This is a genomic window from Sorangium sp. So ce176 (genome assembly GCF_051519835.1).
Taxonomy (GTDB): domain Bacteria; phylum Myxococcota_A; class Polyangia; order Polyangiales; family Polyangiaceae; genus Sorangium; species Sorangium cellulosum_G.
Genome location: NZ_CP150371.1, coordinates 406,288 through 426,962, shown reverse-complemented (window position 1 = coordinate 426,962; position 20,675 = coordinate 406,288). Strand labels below are relative to the sequence as shown.

Genomic DNA, 20,675 nt, shown 5'->3' with positions numbered 1-20,675 from the left:
CGAACGCACCCCGCTCCGTCACGGCCGGGCGCGGGCGCCGCGCAGCAGGGGAGTGCCTGGAGAGCCGGAAGGGTCGGTTCCCTGGAGAGCTCCTCCGCTCCCCGGGCACCCTGTGCGCGGCGGCGCCGCGCCGGTCCGCGCACCGCGTCGAAAAGGCCCGCGCTCGCCCCTTCCCCTTCCTCCCCCTTCCCGGTTGCGGCCCGGCGCCGTTCACGGCATAGACCGCCGTCTGACCATGCAATTTCGCGGCGGAATGAATGAGCTGGTTCGCCAGGCGGCGCGCATGCAGCGCAAGATCGACCAGGTGAAGGGCGAGCTGAAGGACCGCGAGGTGAGCGCGACAGCCGCCGGCGACAAGGTCTCGGTCGTTGTCTCCTGCGAGGGCAAGCTGCGCCGGATCGACGTCGACCCCGCGTTCCTCGCGAGCGAGGGCCTGGAGATGGCGCTCGACGCCATCGTCGCGGCGACGAACTCGGCGCTCGACACGGCCGACAAGCTCGTCGAGAGCGAGATCGCCAAGGTGACCGGCGGCGTCAAGCTCCCCGGCATGCACACTTGATCGCGTTGCGTCCCCCGGCGTCGCCCCCCGGCTCCTCGAAGGTCCCGAACGGCGGCCGGGCCGCGCCCGGCTTCCGCGGCGCGCCCGGCGGCATGCCCGCCCGGCTGTCGCGCGTCGCCCAGCTCCTCGCGCGCCTGCCCGGGGTCGGCGAGAAGACGGCCCAGCGCTTCGCCCTCTTCCTCGTGACAGCCGGCGAGGACACAGCGCGCGACCTGGGCGGCGAGCTCGTCGAGCTCTGCGACCACATCCGGCCGTGCGCCCGCTGCGGCAACATCGCCGAGATCGGCGAGGACGGCCAGGCGCTCTGCGCCGTCTGCCTCGACACGCGGCGCGACGGCGCGCTCCTCTGCGTCGTCGCGCGCGTGCAGGACCTGCTCGCGATCGAGCGGAGCGGGGCGATGCGCGGGCGCTACTTCGTGCTCGGCCGGCTCCTCTCGCCGCTCGAGGGGGTCGGCGCCGAGGAGCTGCCGCTCGAGGCGCTCCGGGCGCGCGTGCGCGACCCCGAGCAGCCGGTGCGCGAGGTGCTTGTCGCCACGCCGCCGTCGGTCGACGGAGAGGCGACCGCGCTGCTCATCGCGCGCGAGCTCGGCGCCATGGGGATCCAGGTCACGCGCATCGCCAGCGGCGTGCCGCACGGGGGAGATCTGGAGTTCGCCGACCAGGTGACGCTGGGGCGAGCCATCGAAGGCCGGAAGAGCTTCGGCTAGGGGGAACCGCGCCGACCGGCCCCCGGCGCGCCGTGCGGGCGGGCCGGGCGGGCGGGCCTTCCGCCTCGCCGGAGCGCTCCACGATTCAGAGGTCGACATGTCCAAAACCGCAATCACATCCGATCGGGCCCCGCGCGCCATCGGCCCCTACTCGCAGGCCGTCAGGGCCGGCGATCTCGTGTTCTGCAGCGGCCAGATCCCGATCGATCCAGCGACGGGCGAGCTCGTCGCCGGCGGGATCGAGGCGCAGACCGCCCAGGTGATCAAGAACCTGACCGAGGTGCTGTCCGCGGCCGGCGCGAGCTGGAACGACGTGGTGAAGACCACGATCTTCCTCACGGACCTCGCGGATTTCGCCGTCGTCAACCAGGTGTACGGGGCGGCCGTCGGCGGCGTGCTGCCCGCACGGGCGACGGTGCAGGTGGCGGCGCTGCCCAAGGGCGCCGCCGTCGAGATCGAAGCTGTTGCCCATCTTTCGCGATAATCGGGGAGCCGCGGCCGCGGTCCCCATCTCCAAAATGTCCCCGGGAGCCTCGACATGAGCACAAAGAACGAGAGCGAGAGCACGGAGCGGACCGCCAGCGCAGTTCCCGAAGCTGCGCGCGAGGGCGCCCCCGATGCAGAGAGCGCAGACAAGCCGCGCGCGCGGAGGGTCGTCCGCTCGGCGAGCACGTCCGTCGCGAGCAAGGCCGACGAGCCGTCGGAGGGCGCCTCGGCGCAGCCCGCGGGCGAGGCGCCGCGTCCCCCCTCGGCCAAGGCCGCCGCAAAGGAGCCGCAGGGCTCGCTGCTGGATCTGATCGCGCCCCGCAAGCGGCCCGCGCTGGCCGACGCGCCGGCGCCTGCCACGAACGAGGACACCGCGCCGCCGCCCACCGTCGCGCCGCGCGTGGTGCGCGACTACCGCGCGCCCAGGCCCGAGCGGCCCGCCGTCGCTGCCGGCGGCCCGAGGCCCGACCGCGGGCCCAGGCCCGACAGGGGACCCAGGCCCGACCGCGGCCCGAGGCCTGATCGCGGCCCGAGGCCCGACCGCGGGCCCAGGCCCGACAGGGGACCCAGGGCAGAGCAGGGACCTGGAGCAGCGCAGGGAGCCGGCGGGGAGCAGGGCCCGAGGCCCGACCGCGGGCCCAGACCCGACAGGGGACCCAGGCCCGACCGCGGCCCCAGGCCTGATCGCGGCCCCAGGCCGGACCGCGGCTTCTCGGCGCGGCCCGGCACCGAGGGCGGGCGGCCGGACAGCGGGCGCCCGCAGGGCGCTCGGGCCGGGGCACAGGGCGCCGAGGGACGAGGGCCCGCGCCGAAGCAGCAGAGCCAGCGGATGGTGACCGTGACCGGCCAGGGCGCGACAGCGACGGTGGTGACGGCCAAGGAATCCCGGCCGCAGCAGCAGCAGGGCCCGACGAGGCCGGCGCACCTCCTGTTCGCGCTGCCGGCGGCGAAGGCGAAGCAGGTCGCGGCCTCGGACAAGCCGGCGCTCACCGCGCGCGAGGCGCTCAGCGCGCGCACAGCGAAGGCCAAGCAGGCCACGGCGGCCGCGAAGAGCAAGGCCGAGGGCGGCGCGCGCCAGGACGGCGGCGCGGGGGCGGCGAAGGTCGACTTCGACGCCGAGGTGCTCGCGGCGGGCTGGGATCGGGCGCTCGAGGCGCTGCGGGCCGCGGGCGACGCCGCGCCGGCGCTCGTCGACGCGTGGCTCGGCGCCTCGAACGTCGAGGCGATCGCGGCGGCCGCCGAGGCGGAGGACGCCTCCGGCGCGGCGCGCAAGGCGGCGCGGCGCGCGCTCAACGTGCTGAAGTCGCGCGGGGCGGCGATCCCGACGCGCCCGCGCGTGGCGCGGCTCGCGGACGACCGCGCCGAGGTGGTCGAGGCGACGCTGATCCCGCCCGACTCGAGCGGGACCGAGGCGATCGCGATCACGAGCCGCGACACGAGCGGCCGCTACCGGATCGCGGAGGTGATCGTGCGCGAGTCGGTCGGCGTGCTCCACGCCGGCGCGGGGTGGCTCAGCGGCTCGCAGCTCAAGGAGGGCCGCGCGCGCGCGTACGACAACCTGGGCACGGCGCCCGTGCCCGTCTCCCTGGAGTGGGCGCGCCACCGGATCGCGGAAGCGAAGCGGCAGAACGCTGTGTCGGGGCAGGTCGTGCCGCTCGGGCTGGAGGGGTGCCGCGATCTCATCGAGCCCGCGCCGGAGGCCGAGCCGCGGCACCCGGTGGCCGACCTCGAGGAGAGCCTGACGGACGAGCTGGTGACGGCGCACATCGCCGGCTCCGCCGCCCTGCACGAGGAGCCGGAGTTCCGGCACTGGCTGCCCGCGCGGCCGGCGCTCGACGAGCTCCTGCAGAAGGTCGGCCAGCGGCTCGGGGCCGCCGGGGCGCGCGATCCCGAGCAGGTGAACGTGGCGCTGCGCGAGGAGATCGAGCTCGCGACCGACCGGTTCTTCTCGCCCGAGGTGCGCGCGCAGCTCGCGGCCCGGATGCGCAGCAGCGCCGTCTCGCTGCGCGCGCGCAAGGGCGACGCGGCGGCCACCGCCGCCCTCGCCGTCGCGCGCGCGGCCAAGGAGGCCGGGCTGATCACCGCGCCGCCGCGCGAGATCCCGTTCCTGGCGGCGTTCTTCCAGAAGGCGCTCGGCGTGCTCGCGCAGCAGGGCGGCGGGCAGCTCCGGGTGCCGGTCCCGGCCGGCGCCGGACCGCGCCCCGGGGCGGCCCCGGCGGCGGGCGGCGCGGGCGACGAGGCCCAGGGCGCCGAGGCGCAGGGCACCGACGCGCCGAGCGCCGAGGCCCAGGAGCCCGCCGGCGGGTGATCGGGAGCGCCGGCCCGGGCGGCCGGTGATCCGGAGCGCTGGCTCGACGGGCCGGTGATCCGGAGCGCCGGCCAGGCCGGCGCCGTACCGACAAAGGCCGAGAGGCGAGCCCGGGGGAACCCGGCGCTCGCCTCTCGCTTTTGTGCTCGCGGAGCTACTTCACGAGGATCGCGATGTCGCCGTTCTCGGTGAAGAGCGTGAGATGGCCGCCGTCGCCGTCGCCCATCGTGTACGACGTGCCGGCGTCGTTCGCGGCGGTCGCCCATGTCGAGGGCAGGCCCTGCTCGACGATGTCGCCAAAGAGCGTCTGCGCTGTCATCGTCCCGTCCACCCCGGCCGGCACCGAGAGCTCGAGCGCGCCGTTGCCGCTCGAGATCGAGCCGTCCGAGTCGCTCCACGCGTCGACGTCGACGAAGACGCTGCCGTTGTCGGTGGACACGTCGATCGCGCCGCGCGCGCCGACCACATCGATGCTGCCGTTGCCGCTCTGCACCGTGGTGCCGCGGGACGGGGCGCCGTCGAGGTCGACGTCGACGCTGCCGTTGTCCTGCTCCACGCGGAGCACGCCGTCGAAGCCGGCGGGCAGGACGACCTGGATGTCGGCGCCGAGGTACCCCGAGGCGCCCGACGTGGTCTTTGTCGAGATGACCACGTCACCGTCGATGATCGCGGCGAGCCGGAGATCGTTCTCCATCTCCGCGACAGCGAGCCTGTTCTCGTCCTTCTTGCGCATCGTGAACGGCGAGAAGGTGACCACGACGTCGCTCACGTTCCCGGTGCTGACCTCGACGTCACCGTTGTCGCTCACGATGCGGACGCCCTGGGTCGGGAGATATTTGACGCGCGCGCTCTCGTCGCTGCCCTCGTAGCGAACGAGGGTCTCGGCGGTGATCGAGTTCTCATCCGTGGTCACGGCGCACCCGGCCGTCGCCGCGGCGGTCGCGGCGCAGATCAGGAAGCAGGCGATTCGAAGCGAGCGATTCATCATGGATTCCTCTCGGACTGAGTGTACGGCAGGCCAGGGCCGAGCCCCATCCGGCCGCGCAGGGAGCGTGCCAGGTTGCTCCTTGGACGCGCGCGCCGCGCTGGACATCAGGGATCGCAAGAATCCGACGCGGTCGGGTCGGCCGCGCGGCTCACTGTGCGTCCCAGGGGAGAGGTGCCGCACCGAGACCCACCTTCTTGCGGAAAGCGGCGTGCAGCGCGCGGGTCTGCGGGCCGGGAACCCCCGCGCCGATGGGGTGCGCGTCCACACGGACGACAGGGACGATCTCGCGGAGGCTCGAGGTGATGAACACCTCCTCGGCGGCGAGGAGCCGGGACATGGTGACGGGCTCGCAGCACGCGGGCATGCCGAGCTCGCCCGCGACCTGGATCACGTTGGCCCGGGTGATGCCGACCAGGATCCCGGCCTCCTCGGGCGGGGTGATCAGCAGGAGCCCGGGGCCCTCCTCGCCCTCGTGCGCCGGGGGCCGCCGCTCCACGAGGAAGACGTTGGACGTCGTCCCCTCGACGACGTGGCCTGAGGGGTCGAGGATGAGCGCCTCGTGCGCCCCCGCGGCCCGCGCCTCGCGCAGGGCGAGCAGGCTCTCGAGGTAGTTCGAGACCTTCGCCCCGGGCGCCGCGTCGCCGGCCCGCTGGGTGCGGGTCGAGATGACCGAGATCCCGTCGCGGTAGAGCGCGCCCGGCAGCGGCTTCAGCGGCTCGACGACGATGACGCGGAGGGGCGCGCCCGCGAGCGCAGGATCGAGCCCGAGCGGACCGCTGCCGCGGGTCAGCATCACGCGGACGTAGCTCTCGGTCGGCATGGCGGCCTCGGCCGCAGCGCCGGACGAGCCCGCCGTTGCGCCCGCGCCACCGGCCGCGTGGGCGGCCCGGATCAGCGAGCGCACCTCGCGCTCGAGCTCGTCGCGCGGGATCGGCAGGGCGATCGCGATCCGCCCGGCCGAGCGCTCGAGGCGGGCGAGGTGCTCCTCCAGGGCGAACGGCTCGCCGCCGTAGGTGCGGATGGTCTCGAAGACGCTATCGCCGTAGAGGAAGCCTCGGTCGTAGACAGAGACCCTGGCTTCCTCCGGCGGGAAGACGACACCGTCGATGCTGACAAGCCGCGTCACACGGCGAGATTACGTCACTTCTTGAGCTGCGCCAGGAGCTCCTTCGCGGGGGCGAAGTTCCTGTCGTTGTCGAGCGCGCGCTCCAGCATCTGGATCGCCTTCTTGTCGTCGCTCTGACGGTGGCTGATGACGCCGAGGTAATAGAAGACCTCGCCCTTGCTGATCGGCGCGCCCTCGTCGAGCTTCTGCAGGAGCAGGGCGCGGAAGGTCTTCTGCGCGCGATCGATGTGCGCCGCCTTCGCCGCCACGTCCTCGCTCGACTCCGACAGCTCCAGCGCCAGTACGCCGAGGTCGCGGAGGATGGCGATCGAGCCCGGGTCGATCTTGAACGCGACGTCGAGCTCGGCGAGCGCCCGGTCCCGCTGCCCCTCGGCCAGGTAGGCCTTGGCGAGGCGGTGGTGGATCGCGGCGAGATCCTTCGAGCGGCGGCCGCCGTAGGACTCGACGATCTGCTGGAGCGCCTCGGCCGCCTTCTGGCCGCGGCCCGAGGCGCTGTAGGCGTCGCACAGCGCGAGCAGGAGCTCGCGATCGCCCGGGACGAGCTCGGTGGCCTTGACCAGGAGGTCGGCGGCGCGGCCGGGATCGTCCCGCTTCGTCAGGTGGATGCCGGCCGCCTTGCGGTAGAGCGCCACCTTCTCGGCCGGCTGCGTCGCCGTCTCCGCGTCGCCGGTGATGAGGTCGGCGAGCTCGGTGAAGGCCTGCTGCTTCTCGTACAGGGCGAGGAGCTGCTTCCGGATGTCCTGCGCCGACCCGTCCGCCGCGAGGCCCCGCTCGAGCACCCGCCGGACCGCGCCCTCGTCGCCGAGGGAGCGGTGCAGGTCCGCGAGCCGGAGCGCCGTGCCCACCGCCTCGGCAGAGCGGGCGTCCTCGAGGATCACCTCGAGCCGCTGCGCCGCCTCGGCCTTCTCGCCGCGCTGCTCGTGCAGCCGGGCCAGCGCGAGGAGCGCGCCGGGGTGGCGCGGCTCGCGCTCGAGCACGGCGCGGTAGGTCTCGATCGCCCGCGCCGTGTCGTTCAGCCGGGTCTCGTAGACCTCGCCGAGGCGTACGCTGTACGACAGCTCCGCCGCGACGTCGCCGCGGTCCTTCGCGCGCTCGATCTGCGTGACGAACAGATCCGACAGCTCCTGATCGCGGCCGGTCTTCTCGAGGAGCTGCGCGAGCAGGACGGTCGCCTTCTCGTTGTCGGGCTGCTCGTCGAGGACCGCGCGCAGGTGCTCGGTCGCCTCGCTCACGGCGTCGAGCCGCGAGAGGCAGATCTCGGCGCTCTCCAGGCGCAGCGCCGACCGGGCCTCGGGGGACTCGGCGAGGTCGGTGAGCCGCTCGAGCAGCGCGAGCAGCTCCTTGTGCTTGCCGGCCTTCGCGTAGAGCTCGCGCAGCGCCGTCGCCGCGCGCGCGTCGCCCGGATCCGCCTCGAAGAGCGTCTCGTAGAGCTCGATCGCCGCCGCTTCGTCGCCGAGCCGCTCGCGCGCGACCGCCGCGGCGGCGTGCCGCGCGTCGCGGATGCGCCCGGCCTCTGCGTAGAGCTCGGACTGGCGCACGAGCAGCCGGAAGACCTCCTTGTGGTCGCCCGCCTCCTCCCGCACCTTCGTGAGCTCGGCGAGCGCCCAGGTGTCGCCCTCGTCCGCCGCGAGCATCTCGCGCAGGATCGCCTCGACGAGCTCCCGGTCGCCCAGCGCGCGCTCCGCGAGCTCCTTGGCCTCGCGCCGGAGCTCGCCCGCGGTCCCCTCCATGCCGTCGAGGGCCGCGATCCGCCGGAGCGTGCCGATGAGGTCGCGCTCGCGCCCCGGCGCCCGCTGGAGCTCCTCGATCGAGCGCAGGATGTGTTCGCTCGTGGGATCGTGCGTGAGCGCCGCCTCGTACGCCGCCTCGGCGGCCTTCGCGTCGCCGACCTTGTTCTTCTGCCACTCGGCGATGCGCATCCACAGGTCGCGCGCCGTGTCGCCGTCGAGGTCGGCCCCGGCCCGCACCGCCCGCTCCAGGGCGGCCGCGGCGCTCGCCCAGCCGCCCGTCAGCGGGGCGAGGCGCTCGATCTCGCCGAGCACGTCCGGGTCCGACGGGTCGTCGGCGAGCGCCTTCTCGAGGGTCTCCAGCGCCGCCCGCGGGTCGTTCGAGCGCACCTCGAGCACCTTGGCCAGGTCGAGGCGCATCCGGATCCGCTCCACGCCTGTCGGCGCGAAGCGGATGCGCTTCTCGTAGAGGCGCGCCAGCGCGGCGTTGTCGCCCCGCGTGCGGTAGACGCCCTCGAGCGCCTCGGCCGCCTCGTCGAAGAGCACCGGATCCTCGGTGAGCGCCTCGAGCGCGGCGCTCGCCCGCTCGTGATCGACCGCGCGATCGAGCGCCTGCCGCAGGGTGTTCAGCCCCTGCGACTTGTCGCCGAACGACTCGATCTGGATCACCGCGAGCCGGTAGAAGAGGTCCGCCTGGTCGCGATCGCCGGGCGTGACAGCGACGCGCCGCTCGAGCACGTCCGCGAGCGCCTTCTCGTCGCCGAGCCGGCCGTACAGCCGGTCGAGCGCCTCGAGGAGCTCCGGCGTGTCGCCGGCGTGCTCGACCGCCTTGGCGTAGGCCTGGGCGCTGCGCCTGTCGTCCCTGAGCTTCTCCTCGGCGATGCGGCCGATCCGGAGGAACAGGTCCTTCGCGATCGTCGCGTCGAACGTGGACGCGGCCCGCTGCGCGAGCGCGTCGCAGTAGCGCCCGAAGCCGTCCGTGCGCTCCGCCAGCCGCTCGATCTCGCCGTGCAGCGACGCGTCGTCCGGCGCGTCCTCGAGGGCGCGGAGCAGCGCCTGCTCCGCGTCGATCGGCCGGCCGAGCTGCACGTCCTGCACCGCCGCGATCGCCCGCAGCGTCTCGGCGCGGTCGGCCGGCTCGGTCTGCGCGCGGAGGCGCAGCTCGAGCGCGGCCGCGAGCTCCTCGTGGCGGCCGGCCGCGCGCAGGACGGGCTCGAGCACCTGGGCGGCGTCGAGGCGCAGCTCCTCGCGGCCCTCGCCGATGGACCGCACCGCCCGGATGGCGTGGTCGTTCACCGGATCCTCGTCGAGGACGAGCCGGTACTGCTCGATCGCGTCGCTCGGGCTCTCGAGCTCCCCCGCGTAGAGGTCGCCGATCGCCGTCCGCAGCTTGATGCGCGCTTCCCTGTCCGCGGCGGCGCCCGCCTGGAGCATGAGGTTCGAGAGGAGCTCGTCCCACATCCGCTCGGCGCGGTAGAGCCGCTCCAGCGAGGAGAGCACCGCCGGGTCGCCCGGCTTCGCGTCGAGCGCCGCGTTCAGCGCGGTGATCGCGTCGCGCGGGCTCGAGAGGTCCTTCTCGTAACGCTCGGCGGCGCGCACGTTGAGGTCGTAGCGCAGCTCCTCCTCGTCGGGGCCCGCGAGCTCGACGCGGCGGCCGTAGAGCTCCACCAGCCGGCTCGCGGCGCCGCGGGGCTCGTGCAGCTCGATGAGCGCGTCGATGGTCATCGCGCTCTCGGGATCGAGCTCGAGCGCCCGCTCGTACGCCTGGATCGCGCCCTCGGTGTCCTCGAGCATCTCGAGCTTGGTCTCGGCGATGCGCCGGCAGATCGAGGCGTTCTCCTCGTCCGACGCCATCTCGCTCTTCTTCTCGAGGACGGCGATGAGCGTGTCCCAGTCGCTGAGGAGCACGGCGAGCGTGTCCATCTGCTCGAGCGGCTCGGGGTCGCTCGGGTCGAGCGCGGACAGCCGCGAGTAGGCGCGCAGCGCCCGGCGCGGGTCGTCCACGCGCGTGTCGTAGACCTTGGCCAGGGACGAGAGCAGCTCGCGCTTCGTGAGCTCGTCGGACGTGATCGTCACGCCCTCCTCGAGGCTCCCGGCGAGCTCCTCCCAGGCGCCGAGCTGCTCGGCGAGCCGCTCGAGCTCGCCGCGCGTCTCGCCGTCGTCCGGATCGAGGCTGAACGCCGACCGGGTCGCGTCGAAGGCGCGCAGCTCGTCGTCGCCCCGCGTCTCCCAGAGCTTCGCCGTCTCGCGGAGCACCGCGACCTTCTCGCGCGCGTCCGTCGCGAGGCCGAACCGCTCCTCGTTGAGCCGGATGAGCTGCCGCCAGTCGTCCGCCCCCTCATAGAGCGGGCGCAGGATCTCGACGACCCGCGCCTTGTGCTGCGGATCCTGGATGAGCGCCTCGAGCGCCCGGATCGCCTCGGCGTGCGTCGGCACCTCGCCCACGATCGCCTCGAGCTGATCGATCGCGCCCGCCGTGTCGTCGAGGCGCGTGCGCAGGAGCTCCGCCAGCGCGAGCCGGTAGGGCGCCGCGCGCTCGCCGTTCGGGGCCGCCTCGGCGCGGCGCAGGTAGAGATCGGCGAGGTCGCGCGGCCGGTCGAGCTCGCGGTAGAGCTCCGTCAGCGCGTCGAGCGCCCGGGCGTCGTTCTCGTCGACGTCCAGCGCCGCCCGGTACGTCTCGATCGCGCGCGCGGGCTCGCGGAGCTCCGTCCGCTCCAGGCGCGCGATCGTGTGCAGGGCGTCGAGCCGGTCCTCGTCCTTGCGGTAGTCGAGCGCCGCGCGGTAGAGCTCGATGCGCTCGGCGTGGCGGCCCTCCTTGATGAGCAGCCGGTCGATCGCGTCGAACAGCTCGCGCGAGTCCGGCTCGAACTCGTGCGCGCGCCGGTACCACTTCAGCGCGTCGGTCACGTCGCCGAGCTCGGCGTAGAGCTCGCCGGTGCGCCGGCTGAGCTTCGCGCTCGACGCGTCGTCCGAGGTGAGCTCGCCGAGCTCCGCCGCGTAGATCTCCGCGAGCCGCCGCTCGGCGCTCGCGACCTTCGCGAGCCGCTCGAGCTCCGCCCAGACCCCCTCGTCCGTGAGGTCCTCGTGGAGGAGCTTCGCCACGGTCTCCAGGGCGGCGCGGTAGTCCTCGAGCTGCTCCTCGTGCAGCGTCGCGAGGCGCTGCAGGAGGTCGCGGCGCTCGACAGGGTCCTGGCTCGCGGCGAGGCGCGCCTCGAGCGCGATCTTCACCCGGTTCCAGTCCGCCCGGCGCAGGTACACCGGCTCGAGCATCTCGCCCGCGCGCGCCCGGTGCTCGGCCTCGGCCGAGCCCTCGAGGATCGCCTCGAGCAGCGAGACGGCGCCCTCGTGCGCCGGATCGATGAGCAGCGCCTCGGAGAGCTCGTCGAACGCCCTCTGCAGGTCGCCCGTGTGCCGGTGCGCGACCAGCGCGATCTTGACGTGCAGCTCGGCGAGATCGCCGGCGCGCACGTCGAGCTGCCGCTCGTAGAGCCGGATGAGGTCCTCGAAGCGCCCCGCCTCGCGGTAGAGGCTGTCCAGCGCCGCGATGGCGTCCGGGTGGAGCGCGATGTCGAGGATCGTCTCGTACGTCGCGATCGCCGCGGCCGGGTCCGCGAGCGGGCCCCGCTCGAGCTCGGCGATCCGGAACAGGAGCCCCGTCTTCTCCTCGTCGCTCTCGGCGTTCTCGACCCGGAGCTTCAGGATCTCGAGCAGCCGGCCCGCGTCGCTCGCCTCGCCGTAAAGCTCCTCGAGGGCGATCATCGCCCGCCGGTCGTCGCCGCGGGCCTCGAGCGCCTTCTTGTACTGCTCGACAGCGAGCTCGCGGTCGCCGAGCTTGTGCCGCGCGAGCTCGCCGACCCGGAGCCGGACGTTCTGCTGCACGTCGCCGTCGAGGATGTCCGGCGCGATGCGCTGGAACAGGTCGCACACCTCGGACCACCGCCCGGTGGCCTCGCCGAGCCGCTCGACCGTCGAGATCCAGGTGGTCACCTCGGGCTCGCCGGCCGCCTCGCGCACGCCGCGGAGCGCGTAGCCGAACGCCCGCGACGTGTCGCCGAGCGGCCCCTCCGCGGTGCGGAGCGCCTTCTGCAGCGTGGCGAGCCGCTCGCTCGGGAGGTCCGACGTCTCGACCTTGATCTCGAGCACCCGGAGGAGGCGCTCGGCGTCGCCGTCCGCCTCGTAGAGCGGCTCGAGCGTCTCGGCCGCGTCGCGCCGCGCGTCCTCCCGCTCGAGCATCGCCTCGAGGGCCGCGCGGCAGCGCGCGTTCGACGGGTCGAGCGAGAGCGCCTGGCGGTACGCCTCCAGCGCGCCCGCCGCGTCGGCCTGGTGCAGCCGCCGCACGTCGCCGAGCCGCGCCAGCAGGTCGAGCCGGGCGGGCGTCTCCACCGCGAGGGAGAGGTCCGTCTCCAGCGTCTCGGCGAGGTCGACCCAGCGCTCGTCGAGCTCGTAGAGCTCCTCGAGGGCCGCGAGGGTCGGGCGCTCCGGGCCGAACTCGTCGAGCACCGCGCGCCAGGCGTTGATCGCCTCGGGCACGTCCGCGAGCTTCTGCGCGAGCGTCTCGGCCGCCTTCGTCATGGCGCGCCGGCGCTCCTCCCCGTCCGCTGTCGACTGCTCCCGCGCCCGGAGGACGCCGACGAGCTCGCGCCACTGCGAGGTCCGCTCGTAGAGCCGCTCGAGCGCCGCGAGCGCCGCCACGTCGGCGCTGTCGTCGCCGAGCCGCGCCTGCCACGCCTCGATCGCCTTGGCCGGGTCGTCGAGCACCGTCTCGTAGAGGGTGCCGATGCGCTCGTAGAGCGACCGCCGCGTGTCGGCGTCCTCCTCGAGGCGCACCTCGATCGCGAGCACGCCCGCGAGCGCCTGGTGCTGCTCCTTCGCCGCGTAGATCCGGCCGAGCGCCTGCGCCGCCGGGATGACCAGCGCCGGATCGGTCGGATCGATGGCGAGCACGCGCCGGTAGACCTTCTCGGCCCGGTCGGCGTCGCCGAGCATGTCCTCGCAGATCCTCGCGACTTCCATCAGGATTTCGCCGCGGATCGAGGGCGTCCCGCACGCGTCCGCGGCCGCCGTGAGCACCTCGGCGACCTGCTCGTGCTCGCCGAGGCGGCGGCCGATCTCGATGAGCCGCTCGCGCGCCGCGAGGTCCTCCGGCTCGAGCGGCAGGAGCTCCGACAGGCTGGCGAACGCGCCGGCGTCGTCCTTGAGCCGCTCGTCCTGGAGCACGCTGACCCGGCGGAGCAGCTCGCGCCGCTCGGACTCGGTCTCCGCCCCCTCGCGCCGGATCTCGAGGACCCGCACGAGCTGCCGGATCTCGTCGCGCGCCTCGTACACCGCCTCGAGCACGCGCGCCGCCCGGAGCCGGAGCGCCCCGATGTCGAGCAGCCGCTCGACCAGCTCGCGCGCCTTCGGGTCGTTCTGCCGGATCCGGAGCACGTCCTCGAGGTGGCCGAGCGCCCCCTCGGGCTCGTGCAGCCGGTCGAGGTAGATGCTGCCGAGCGACAGCTTCATCTCCACGCTCTCCGACTCGGTCGCCGTCTTCAGGCGCTGCTCGAGGAGCGCCGCGAGGTCGCGGAAGCGCCCCTCGCGCTCGTAGAGCTTCTCGAGCGAGTCGAGCGCCGCCGTGTAGAACGGGTCGAGCTCGAGGATGCGCTCGTAGTAGCCGATGGCCTTGGCCGCGTCGCCGATGATCTCCTCGGCGATCAGCGCCACCTCGTTGAGCAGCTCGATGCGCTCGGCCTGGTCGGTCGTGCCCTTCGCCGCGCGGTCGTAGAGCTCCTCGAGCTCGCCCCAGCGCTCGGCCGCGGTCAGGATCTGCTTCAGCCGCTCGAAGGCGCGGTGGTTGTTCGGATCGAGGTTCAGCACCCGCTCGAGGTACGGCCGCGCGCCCTCGGGGTCGCCGAGCTGCTCGTCGTGCAGGCTCGCCGCGCGCTCGCAGAGCTCGACCTCGACGGCGCTCCCGAGCACCTTGTCGCCCTCGGTGCGCCCCGCGACGAGGTGCACCCGGTAGGCCTCCGCCAGATCGGTCGGCCGGCCCGCGCGCCGCGACAGCTCCGCGGCGCGGTCCCAGAGCTCGAGGTCGTCCGAGAACTCGTGCAGCGCCCGGAGCAGCGCGTCGAACGCCGTCCCGGCCGCGTGCAGCTTCGCCTCCTCGACGTTCGCGAGCGTGACGTAGAGCTCGCGCCGCCGCGCCGGATCGCGCTCCGCCTCGAGGATCACCCGCAGGGCCATGGCCTCGCGCCGGTGGTTGCCGGTCTCGGCGTACTCGATCGCGAGCACCCGGGCCGCGCGCACGCGGGTCTCCGGGCGCTCGACGAGCCGCGAGAGGACGGTGATCGCGTCCGGGTCGTGCGCGGTCAGGTCGAGCGCGCGCACCGCGGCCTCGAAGGCGTCCGCCGGCCGGTCCAGCCGGTCCAGGTAGAGCCCCGCGAGCTCGATCTCGCGCCGCGCCCGCTCGTCGCCGTCGCTGACGTCGCGGTGCGTGGCCACGATCTCGGCCGCCGCCTCGTACTCGCCCGCGGCGATGAGCAGGCGCGAGAGCACCCGCAGCGCATCGACGCGCCCGGGCGTGAGCGCGATGACCTTGCGCAGCAGCTCGATCGCCTTCGCCGGATCGCCGAAGACCTCCTCCTCGAGCGTCGCCCACTCCTCGAGGATCTCGGCGCGCTCCTCACCCTCGACCTGGCTCGCCCGGAGGTCGAAGAGCCACCGCAGGTCCTCCTGCCGCTCGTTCGCGCGGAGGAGCGCGTCGAGCGCCCGCACCGTGCTGTCGTCGGACGGGTCGTCCTGGACGAGGCCGCGGTAGACGGTCACCGCCTCGTCGAGCTTGCCCATCTCGCGCGCGTACACCTCGGCGAGCTTCAGCCGGAGCGTGCGCTGCACGTCGGTCGGGAGGAACGTCGCCGTCCGGAGCCGGCCCTCGACCGCCTCGACGAACGGCGCCCAGGAGCCCGCCGCCCGCGACCAGGCCTCGAGCAGATCGAGCCCCTCCTCGTCCGGCCTGAGCTCGTAGGCGCGGCGCGCGTAGCCGAGCGCGCTCGGCTTGTCCGAGAGCGGGCCGCCCGTCACCGCCGCGAGCTTGCGCAGCATGCCGACCTGCGCCTCGGCGTCGTCGGTCGCGTCGAGGAGGATCTCGTAGAGCGCCGGCAGCCGGACCCACTTCTCCTCCTCCTCGTAGATCGGCACGAGCGCCGCCGCGGCGCGCGCGTCCTTCGGCGAGACGCTGAGCACGCGCTCGTACGAGCGCGCCGCGCGCTCGGGCGCCTTGAGCTGCTCCTCGAAGATCCGCGCCGCGCGGAACGAGATGTCGAGCTTCGTGGCCGGGTCGGTCGCCTTGTCCGCCGCGCCCGAGAGGAAGTCGACGAGGCCCTCCCAGTCGTTCTGCGAGGCGTAGAGCTCCTCGAGCCCGTCCCAGTCGCCCGCGGCGAAGTACGCGTCGCGCAGCACGCGGAGGGCGCGCGCGTGCCCCGGCGAGAGCGTGAGCACGCGCCGCCACGTCCGCGCCGCCGCGGCCGCGTCCTTGAGGCGCTCGGCGTAGACGGCCCCGAGCTTCTGCAGCGAGACGAGCCGCGCCGCGTCGTCGGGCGCGAGGTCGACGCGCCGCTCGAGCACCTCGGCGACCGTGGCGAAGTCCTTCTCGCGCTCGGCCTGCTTCTCCAGCGCGTCGAGCACGCCGGGGGCGCTCGGGTCGAGCTCGAGGATCTGCTTCTGCAGCGCGATCGCGTCCGCGCCGCGGTCGAGCCGCTCGGCGGCGAGCTTGGCCATCTCGCCGAGCAGCTCGATCTTCGCGGGGCCCTCGGCGCTCTCGAGCTTGCGCTCGTAGAGCGAGTAGAGCTGCGGCCAGGCGCGCCGCTTGAGGTAGAGCTCGCGGAGCTTCTGCTGCGCCTCCTCGTCGATCGGCTCGACCGTGAGCAGCGCCTCGTACGCGGCGATGGCGTTCTGCACGTTCGAGAACTGGTCGAACCAGCGCCGCGCGACAGCGCGGTAGAGCCCCGCCTTCTCGGCGGGGCTCTCGGTCAGCTCGGCGAGGCGCTGCTGGTACGAGAGCAGGTCGCGCCAGCGCCCGAGCGCCTCGTAGATGCGGGTGAGCTCCCGCACGGCGTCGACGTCCTTGTCGTCGAGCTGGACGATCTGGGTGAGCACCGTGACGAGCGCCGCGTCGTTCTTGGCGCGGTCGCGGTAGATCCCGGCGATCTCGCGGAGCACCGCGACCCGGCCGGCGACGTCGTCGGCGGGCGTGCGCTCGAGGTCCTGCCGGTGGAGCTCGACGAGGGCGTTGTACCCCTCGGTCTGGAGGTAGAGGCGCTTCAGGGCGTCGCGCGCCTGGCGGTTCTCCGGGTCGGTCCGGAGCACCGACTTGTACTGCTCGATCGCCTTGGCGGCGTTCTCCTGCGACTCGGCGAGGCGCGCGAGCTCGGTGGCGATGGCGCGCTTGTCGGCGCCGTCGGGCAGGGCGCGCTGCGCGTCGGTGAGGATCGTCGTGAGCCGCGGCTTGTCGCCGCGCTGCTCGAGGACCTCGCGGTAGAAGTTGAGCATGCCGGCGTGCGCGGGGTCGGCGCGGCGCACGCGGTCGAAGTAGGGCTCTGCCGCCTGGGGCTGGCCGCGCATGCGCCAGTGGACCATGGCGATCTGCACGAGCATGCCGAGCTCCTCGCCCGGCTTGACGCCGCCGCTGCGGAGCTGGTCCTCGTAGAGGGCGACGAGGCGATCCCAGTCGCCCGCGGCGGAGTACGCCTCGGCGAGGAACGAGAGCGCCTCGGGCTGGCCGGGCGAGAGGTCGAGCACCTCCTCGTAGGCCGCGACCGAGCGCGCCGGGTCGCTCAGGTGGGTCCGGATGGTGCGCGCCGCGCGGAGGCCCGCGACGATGCGGTCCTCCTTGAGCTGGGCCTCGGCCTTGACGAGCGTCTGGACGCGGACGACCGCCTCGTAGTCGCCCGCGGTGGAGAAGGCGATCTCCGCGAGGCTCGCGGCGCGGCGGTTCCTGGGGTCGAGCTCGAGGGCGAGCTGGAGGAGCTCGGCGACCCTCTCGCCGAGCTCGGCGCGCCCGTAGCGGTAGCCGATGTCGGCGGCGCTCGTGTAGAGCGCGCTCTTGAAGGCGGCGTCGGTCGCGCCCTCGGCCTCGGCCACGTACCGGTCGACGAGGTCGCGCCACCGCTCGCGCTTCGAGGCGTCGGTCTCGAGCGCCTCGGCGGCGGCGTCGTCGTCGGGGCGCAGGTCGAGCAGCCGCTTGTAGGCGGCCGCGGCGCGGTCCACGTCGATGAGCTCCTCGTGGTAGACGCGGGCGAGCTCCGCCTGCATGGCGCCCTCGACGGCGCTCCCGGCGGCGAGGGCGATCTCCAGCTCGAGGAGCCGGGCGACGGCCTGCCACTCGTGCCGCTGCTCGTGCCGCGAGCGCGCCGCGCCGAGCAGGCGCTCGACGTCCCCGGCGACCGCGCCGTTGCTCGGAGCAGTCACGGCCTCCGCGAGCTCGTTCCAGGCCGCCTCGTTCTCGGGCTCATCCTGCAGGCGCCCAAGGGCCATCCGAATCGTCTCAACGCTCATCGTCTCTCCGCGGACCTCGCGAATTCGGTCCGGTCCGTTCACGGGCCGGCCGAAGATAGCCGGGCGGACGACACGGTTTCAAGGATCCTCGCCCCCGCGGGTCGGGAAGCGCGGGCGAAGCTTTCGCGCGCTTCTGCGCCGGGGACGGCCGCCGGCCGCGGGGCGCGGGATCGGCGGGATCGGCGGTTCACCGCGCTCGCGGCTTCGGCTATCAACCGCGGCCATGGAAGCTACGACGATCAAGCGCTTCGGGGTGATCGGCGCGGGCCAGATGGGGCGAGGCATCGCCCAGGTCGCCGCGGCCGCGGGCCTCGAGGTGGTCCTGTGCGACGTCTCTAGGTCCCTGGCCGAGTCGGGCAAGGCCCAGATCGCCGCGATCCTCGCGAAGCAGGTGGAGAAGGGCAAGATGGCCGCGGAGGCGCGGGAGGCGCTCCTCGGCCGCGTCGCGGTGGCCGACGGCATCGCCGGGCTGTCGGAGGTCGACCTGGCGGTCGAGGCGGTGACCGAGAGCTTCGACGTCAAGAGCGGCATTTTCAAGCTCGCGGACGCGGCGATGCCGAAGGGGGCGATCCTGGCGTCGAACACGTCGTCGATCTCGATCACGCGGCTCGCGGCGGTGACCAGCCGGCCTGAGCTGGTCATCGGCATGCACTTCATGAACCCGGTGCCGCTGATGAAGCTGGTCGAGCTCGTCCGCGGGGTGCAGACGTCGGACGCGACGTACGAGGCCGTCCGGGCGCTCGCTGTGGGGCTCGGCAAGACGGTGATCACGTCGAAGGACCAGCCGGGGTTCATCGTGAACCGGATGCTGATCCCGTTCCTCAACGAGGCGTGCTTCGCGCTCCAGGAGGGGCTGTCCACGCCGGAGGACATCGACGCGGGGGCGCGGCTCGGGCTGAACCACCCGATGGGGCCGCTCGAGCTGGCGGACCTGATCGGGCTCGACACGGTGCTGTCGATCGCGGAGGTGCTGCACCGGGAGTTCGGGGACTCGAAGTACCGGGCGCCCACGCTGCTGCGGAACCTGGTGGCGGCGGGGTGGTACGGGAAGAAGAGCGGGCGGGGGTTCTACGTGTACGACAACAAGGGGCAGAAGACGGGGAGGGCGGTGTAGGTGCCTGCAGCGGAGCCAGCGGTGTAGGAGCCTGCAGCGGAGCCAGCGGGGGAGGGGGCGCCGCGCGGGGGGCCGGCGGGGGCCCCTCCCACAAACTCGCGCCTCCTGGGGGGGCTATTGCCGTGGGAAGGGGTGGGTCGGTCCGGGAGGGCGTCGCACGGAGCGGGCCGGCGCTCGGGTTTGTGGGGCCCTACCCCGCCGGCCCCCCGCGCGGCGCCCCCTCCCCCGCTGGCTCTCTCCAGGAGCGGTGGGGGGTGGGGGTTGGCAATGGCTGCGTCGGCCATTCCAGATCAGCGGATGACGCGAACGGGGAAGATTTGTGGCTGAGATTCGAGCGATCGCTGCAGAGGATGGCACAGTCCGCAGAATGGTTGACGAGACCCATCCTGCCCCAGAAACAAGGGCCTTCGACGCGTCAGGACTCGTGTTCTCGGGGCGATGAGCGCCGGGACCAGGCTCGCCGGACCGGTCGCTCGCCGGACCGGCCGCGGCCGTCAGCATAGCAGGCCCGGGCGGGCGCGACATGGCGCCTCCCGCGGCGGTCGGCCGCGCTTCCCCCCGGCGCGGCGCGCTGCTAACCACCGGTCATGACCGCTCAAGAACAGCAGCCGGGGGTCCCTGCTCGCGGTACCCTCCAGTTCGTCGCCGTCGAGCGCGCGGGGCACGTCGCCACCGTGACCATCCAGCGACCCGACAAGCTCAACGCCCTGAACCCCGCCGTGCTCGGCGATCTCACCACCGCCTTCCAGGAGCTCCTCGCGCCCGCCGAGGGCGGCGAGGTCCGCGCGGTCGTGCTCACCGGCGCCGGCAAGGCGTTCGTCGCGGGCGCCGATATCGCCGAGATGGCGACCATGAACAGCATCGCCGCGAAGCGGTTCGCCGACGCGGGACACCGGCTCGCCGACCTCATCGAGACGGCGCCGTTCCCGGTGATCGCCGCCGTGAACGGCTTCGCGCTGGGCGGCGGGTGCGAGCTCGCCCTCGCGTGCGACTTCATCTACGCGGCGGAAGGCGCCAGGCTCGGGCAACCCGAGGTGAACCTGGGCGTCATCCCGGGGTTCGGCGGGACCCAGCGACTGCTGCGCCGGGTCGGCGTCGGCCGGGCGCGCGAGCTCGTCTATTCAGGAGACATGATCACCGCCGAACAGGCGCTCGCCATCGGGCTCGTCAACGCCGTCTTCCCGGCCGCCGAGCTCCTCGCGCGCGCCCGCGAGACCGCCCTCAAGATCGCCTCGCGCGGGCCGCTCGCCGTCGCCGCCGCCAAGCGCGTCCTCCTGCGCGGCGAGAGCCTCGACCTCGCCGCCGCCAACGAGCTGGAAGCCCAGGCGTTCGCCGCGCTCTTCGGCAGCGAGGATCAAAAGATCGGTATGAAAGCGTTCCTGTCGAAATCGCAGGCCGCGTTCACCGGGAAGTAATCAACAAACAGCCCAAAACAGCCCACAAAAAAAGACCGCGCATCATGCGGGAGGGGGGACCCAGCATGAGCGCGGCGGGGAAACCGCGCCGGAACACCAACCGTCCGCCGCGGCGTACAAGAAAGACCGCATGCGCTCCGGGCTGGGGGGCCGCGCCGGTGCGCATGCGGTGCTCGGAGTGTGGCACCCGAGAGCCCGCTGTCGATAACAAAGTGCAAGGCGTGCGCGCCGATGCGCGAATCGATCACGCCACGAACACGCCACGAAGGCAGCCAGGCGGACGCGCGGACGCGCACACGCCCGAATTCATGGAATGCACGTCCGAGCCGGGCATACCCATCCACGAGAGACAGCATTCGACGCGACGAGCTCTTCGGGCTCCGAGAAAAAGAACACCAAAGCCCGCTCGCCTCGTCAATCCGCGCTCAGCACGACGCAGCACGGCAGGCGCTGGACATGGGCTTATGTAAGTAAAGAGCCAGGACGAACCAAGGAGGCTTGCCAGGAGAAACGTACCGGAGCCCACGGCCGAACCCGCAAAAACGTCGCTGGGAGCGCGCTCCCAGGTGGGCGCCGAGCAAGCAGCGTCCAGGCGAGGCGTAAGTAAAGTGTGTTTACCGCGGAAGCACGAAGGGTAGAACGTGACCAATCGCCCTCGGGTCGTGCGTCTCGGTCAATTTCTCGACCCCTGGCGCTGCGTTGATCGATTTAAGG

The 20,675-nt window shown here is 73.4% G+C and carries 9 protein-coding genes; 6 read left to right on the top strand and 3 right to left on the bottom strand.

Annotated elements, in window-relative coordinates:
* Positions 1 to 235 precede the first annotated feature (235 nt).
* From WMF42_RS01610 to WMF42_RS01595, 4 genes are all read left to right on the top strand, one after another.
* A complete protein-coding gene (locus WMF42_RS01610; RefSeq protein WP_061606776.1) occupies positions 236 to 559 on the top strand; it encodes a YbaB/EbfC family nucleoid-associated protein in 324 nt (107 codons plus the stop codon).
* Positions 556 to 1,266: a recombination mediator RecR gene (gene recR, locus WMF42_RS01605; protein ID WP_437689880.1), complete on the top strand. Its 711-nt coding sequence runs from the start codon at positions 556 to 558 to the stop codon at positions 1,264 to 1,266. Before WMF42_RS01610 ends, recR begins: the two co-directional genes overlap by 4 nt.
* 97 nt (positions 1,267 to 1,363) lie before the next feature.
* Positions 1,364 to 1,750: a RidA family protein gene (locus tag WMF42_RS01600; RefSeq protein WP_061606777.1), complete on the top strand. Its 387-nt coding sequence runs from the start codon at positions 1,364 to 1,366 to the stop codon at positions 1,748 to 1,750.
* A 54-nt stretch (positions 1,751 to 1,804) separates the two neighbouring features.
* A complete protein-coding gene (locus tag WMF42_RS01595) occupies positions 1,805 to 4,060 on the top strand; it encodes a hypothetical protein (RefSeq protein ID WP_437689879.1) in 2,256 nt (751 codons plus the stop codon).
* Between the two features lie 154 nt (positions 4,061 to 4,214).
* Here the strand turns inward: WMF42_RS01595 and WMF42_RS01590 are convergent, their stop codons facing one another.
* The 3 genes from WMF42_RS01590 to WMF42_RS01580 all read right to left on the bottom strand — a co-directional run bounded on the left by WMF42_RS01590 (position 4,215) and on the right by WMF42_RS01580 (position 17,411).
* Complete coding sequence (locus tag WMF42_RS01590) at positions 4,215 to 5,048, bottom strand: hypothetical protein (RefSeq protein ID WP_061608624.1); 834 nt, start codon at positions 5,046 to 5,048, stop codon at positions 4,215 to 4,217.
* A gap of 148 nt (positions 5,049 to 5,196) precedes the next feature.
* Entirely contained in the window at positions 5,197 to 6,174 is a 978-nt protein-coding gene (locus WMF42_RS01585) for an aminotransferase class IV (protein WP_437689878.1), read from the bottom strand.
* Between the two features lie 14 nt (positions 6,175 to 6,188).
* Complete coding sequence (locus WMF42_RS01580; protein ID WP_437689877.1) at positions 6,189 to 17,411, bottom strand: tetratricopeptide repeat protein; 11,223 nt, start codon at positions 17,409 to 17,411, stop codon at positions 6,189 to 6,191.
* A 244-nt stretch (positions 17,412 to 17,655) separates the two neighbouring features.
* Here WMF42_RS01580 and WMF42_RS01575 point away from each other — a divergent pair, with 244 nt between their 5' ends.
* Together WMF42_RS01575 and WMF42_RS01570 are read left to right on the top strand one after the other, a co-directional pair.
* Positions 17,656 to 18,546 (top strand): 3-hydroxyacyl-CoA dehydrogenase family protein, encoded by an 891-nt coding sequence (locus tag WMF42_RS01575; RefSeq protein WP_437689876.1) that lies wholly within the window; start codon positions 17,656 to 17,658, stop codon positions 18,544 to 18,546.
* A gap of 587 nt (positions 18,547 to 19,133) precedes the next feature.
* Positions 19,134 to 19,961: an enoyl-CoA hydratase/isomerase family protein gene (locus WMF42_RS01570; protein WP_437689875.1), complete on the top strand. Its 828-nt coding sequence runs from the start codon at positions 19,134 to 19,136 to the stop codon at positions 19,959 to 19,961.
* Positions 19,962 to 20,675: the final 714 nt, after the last annotated feature.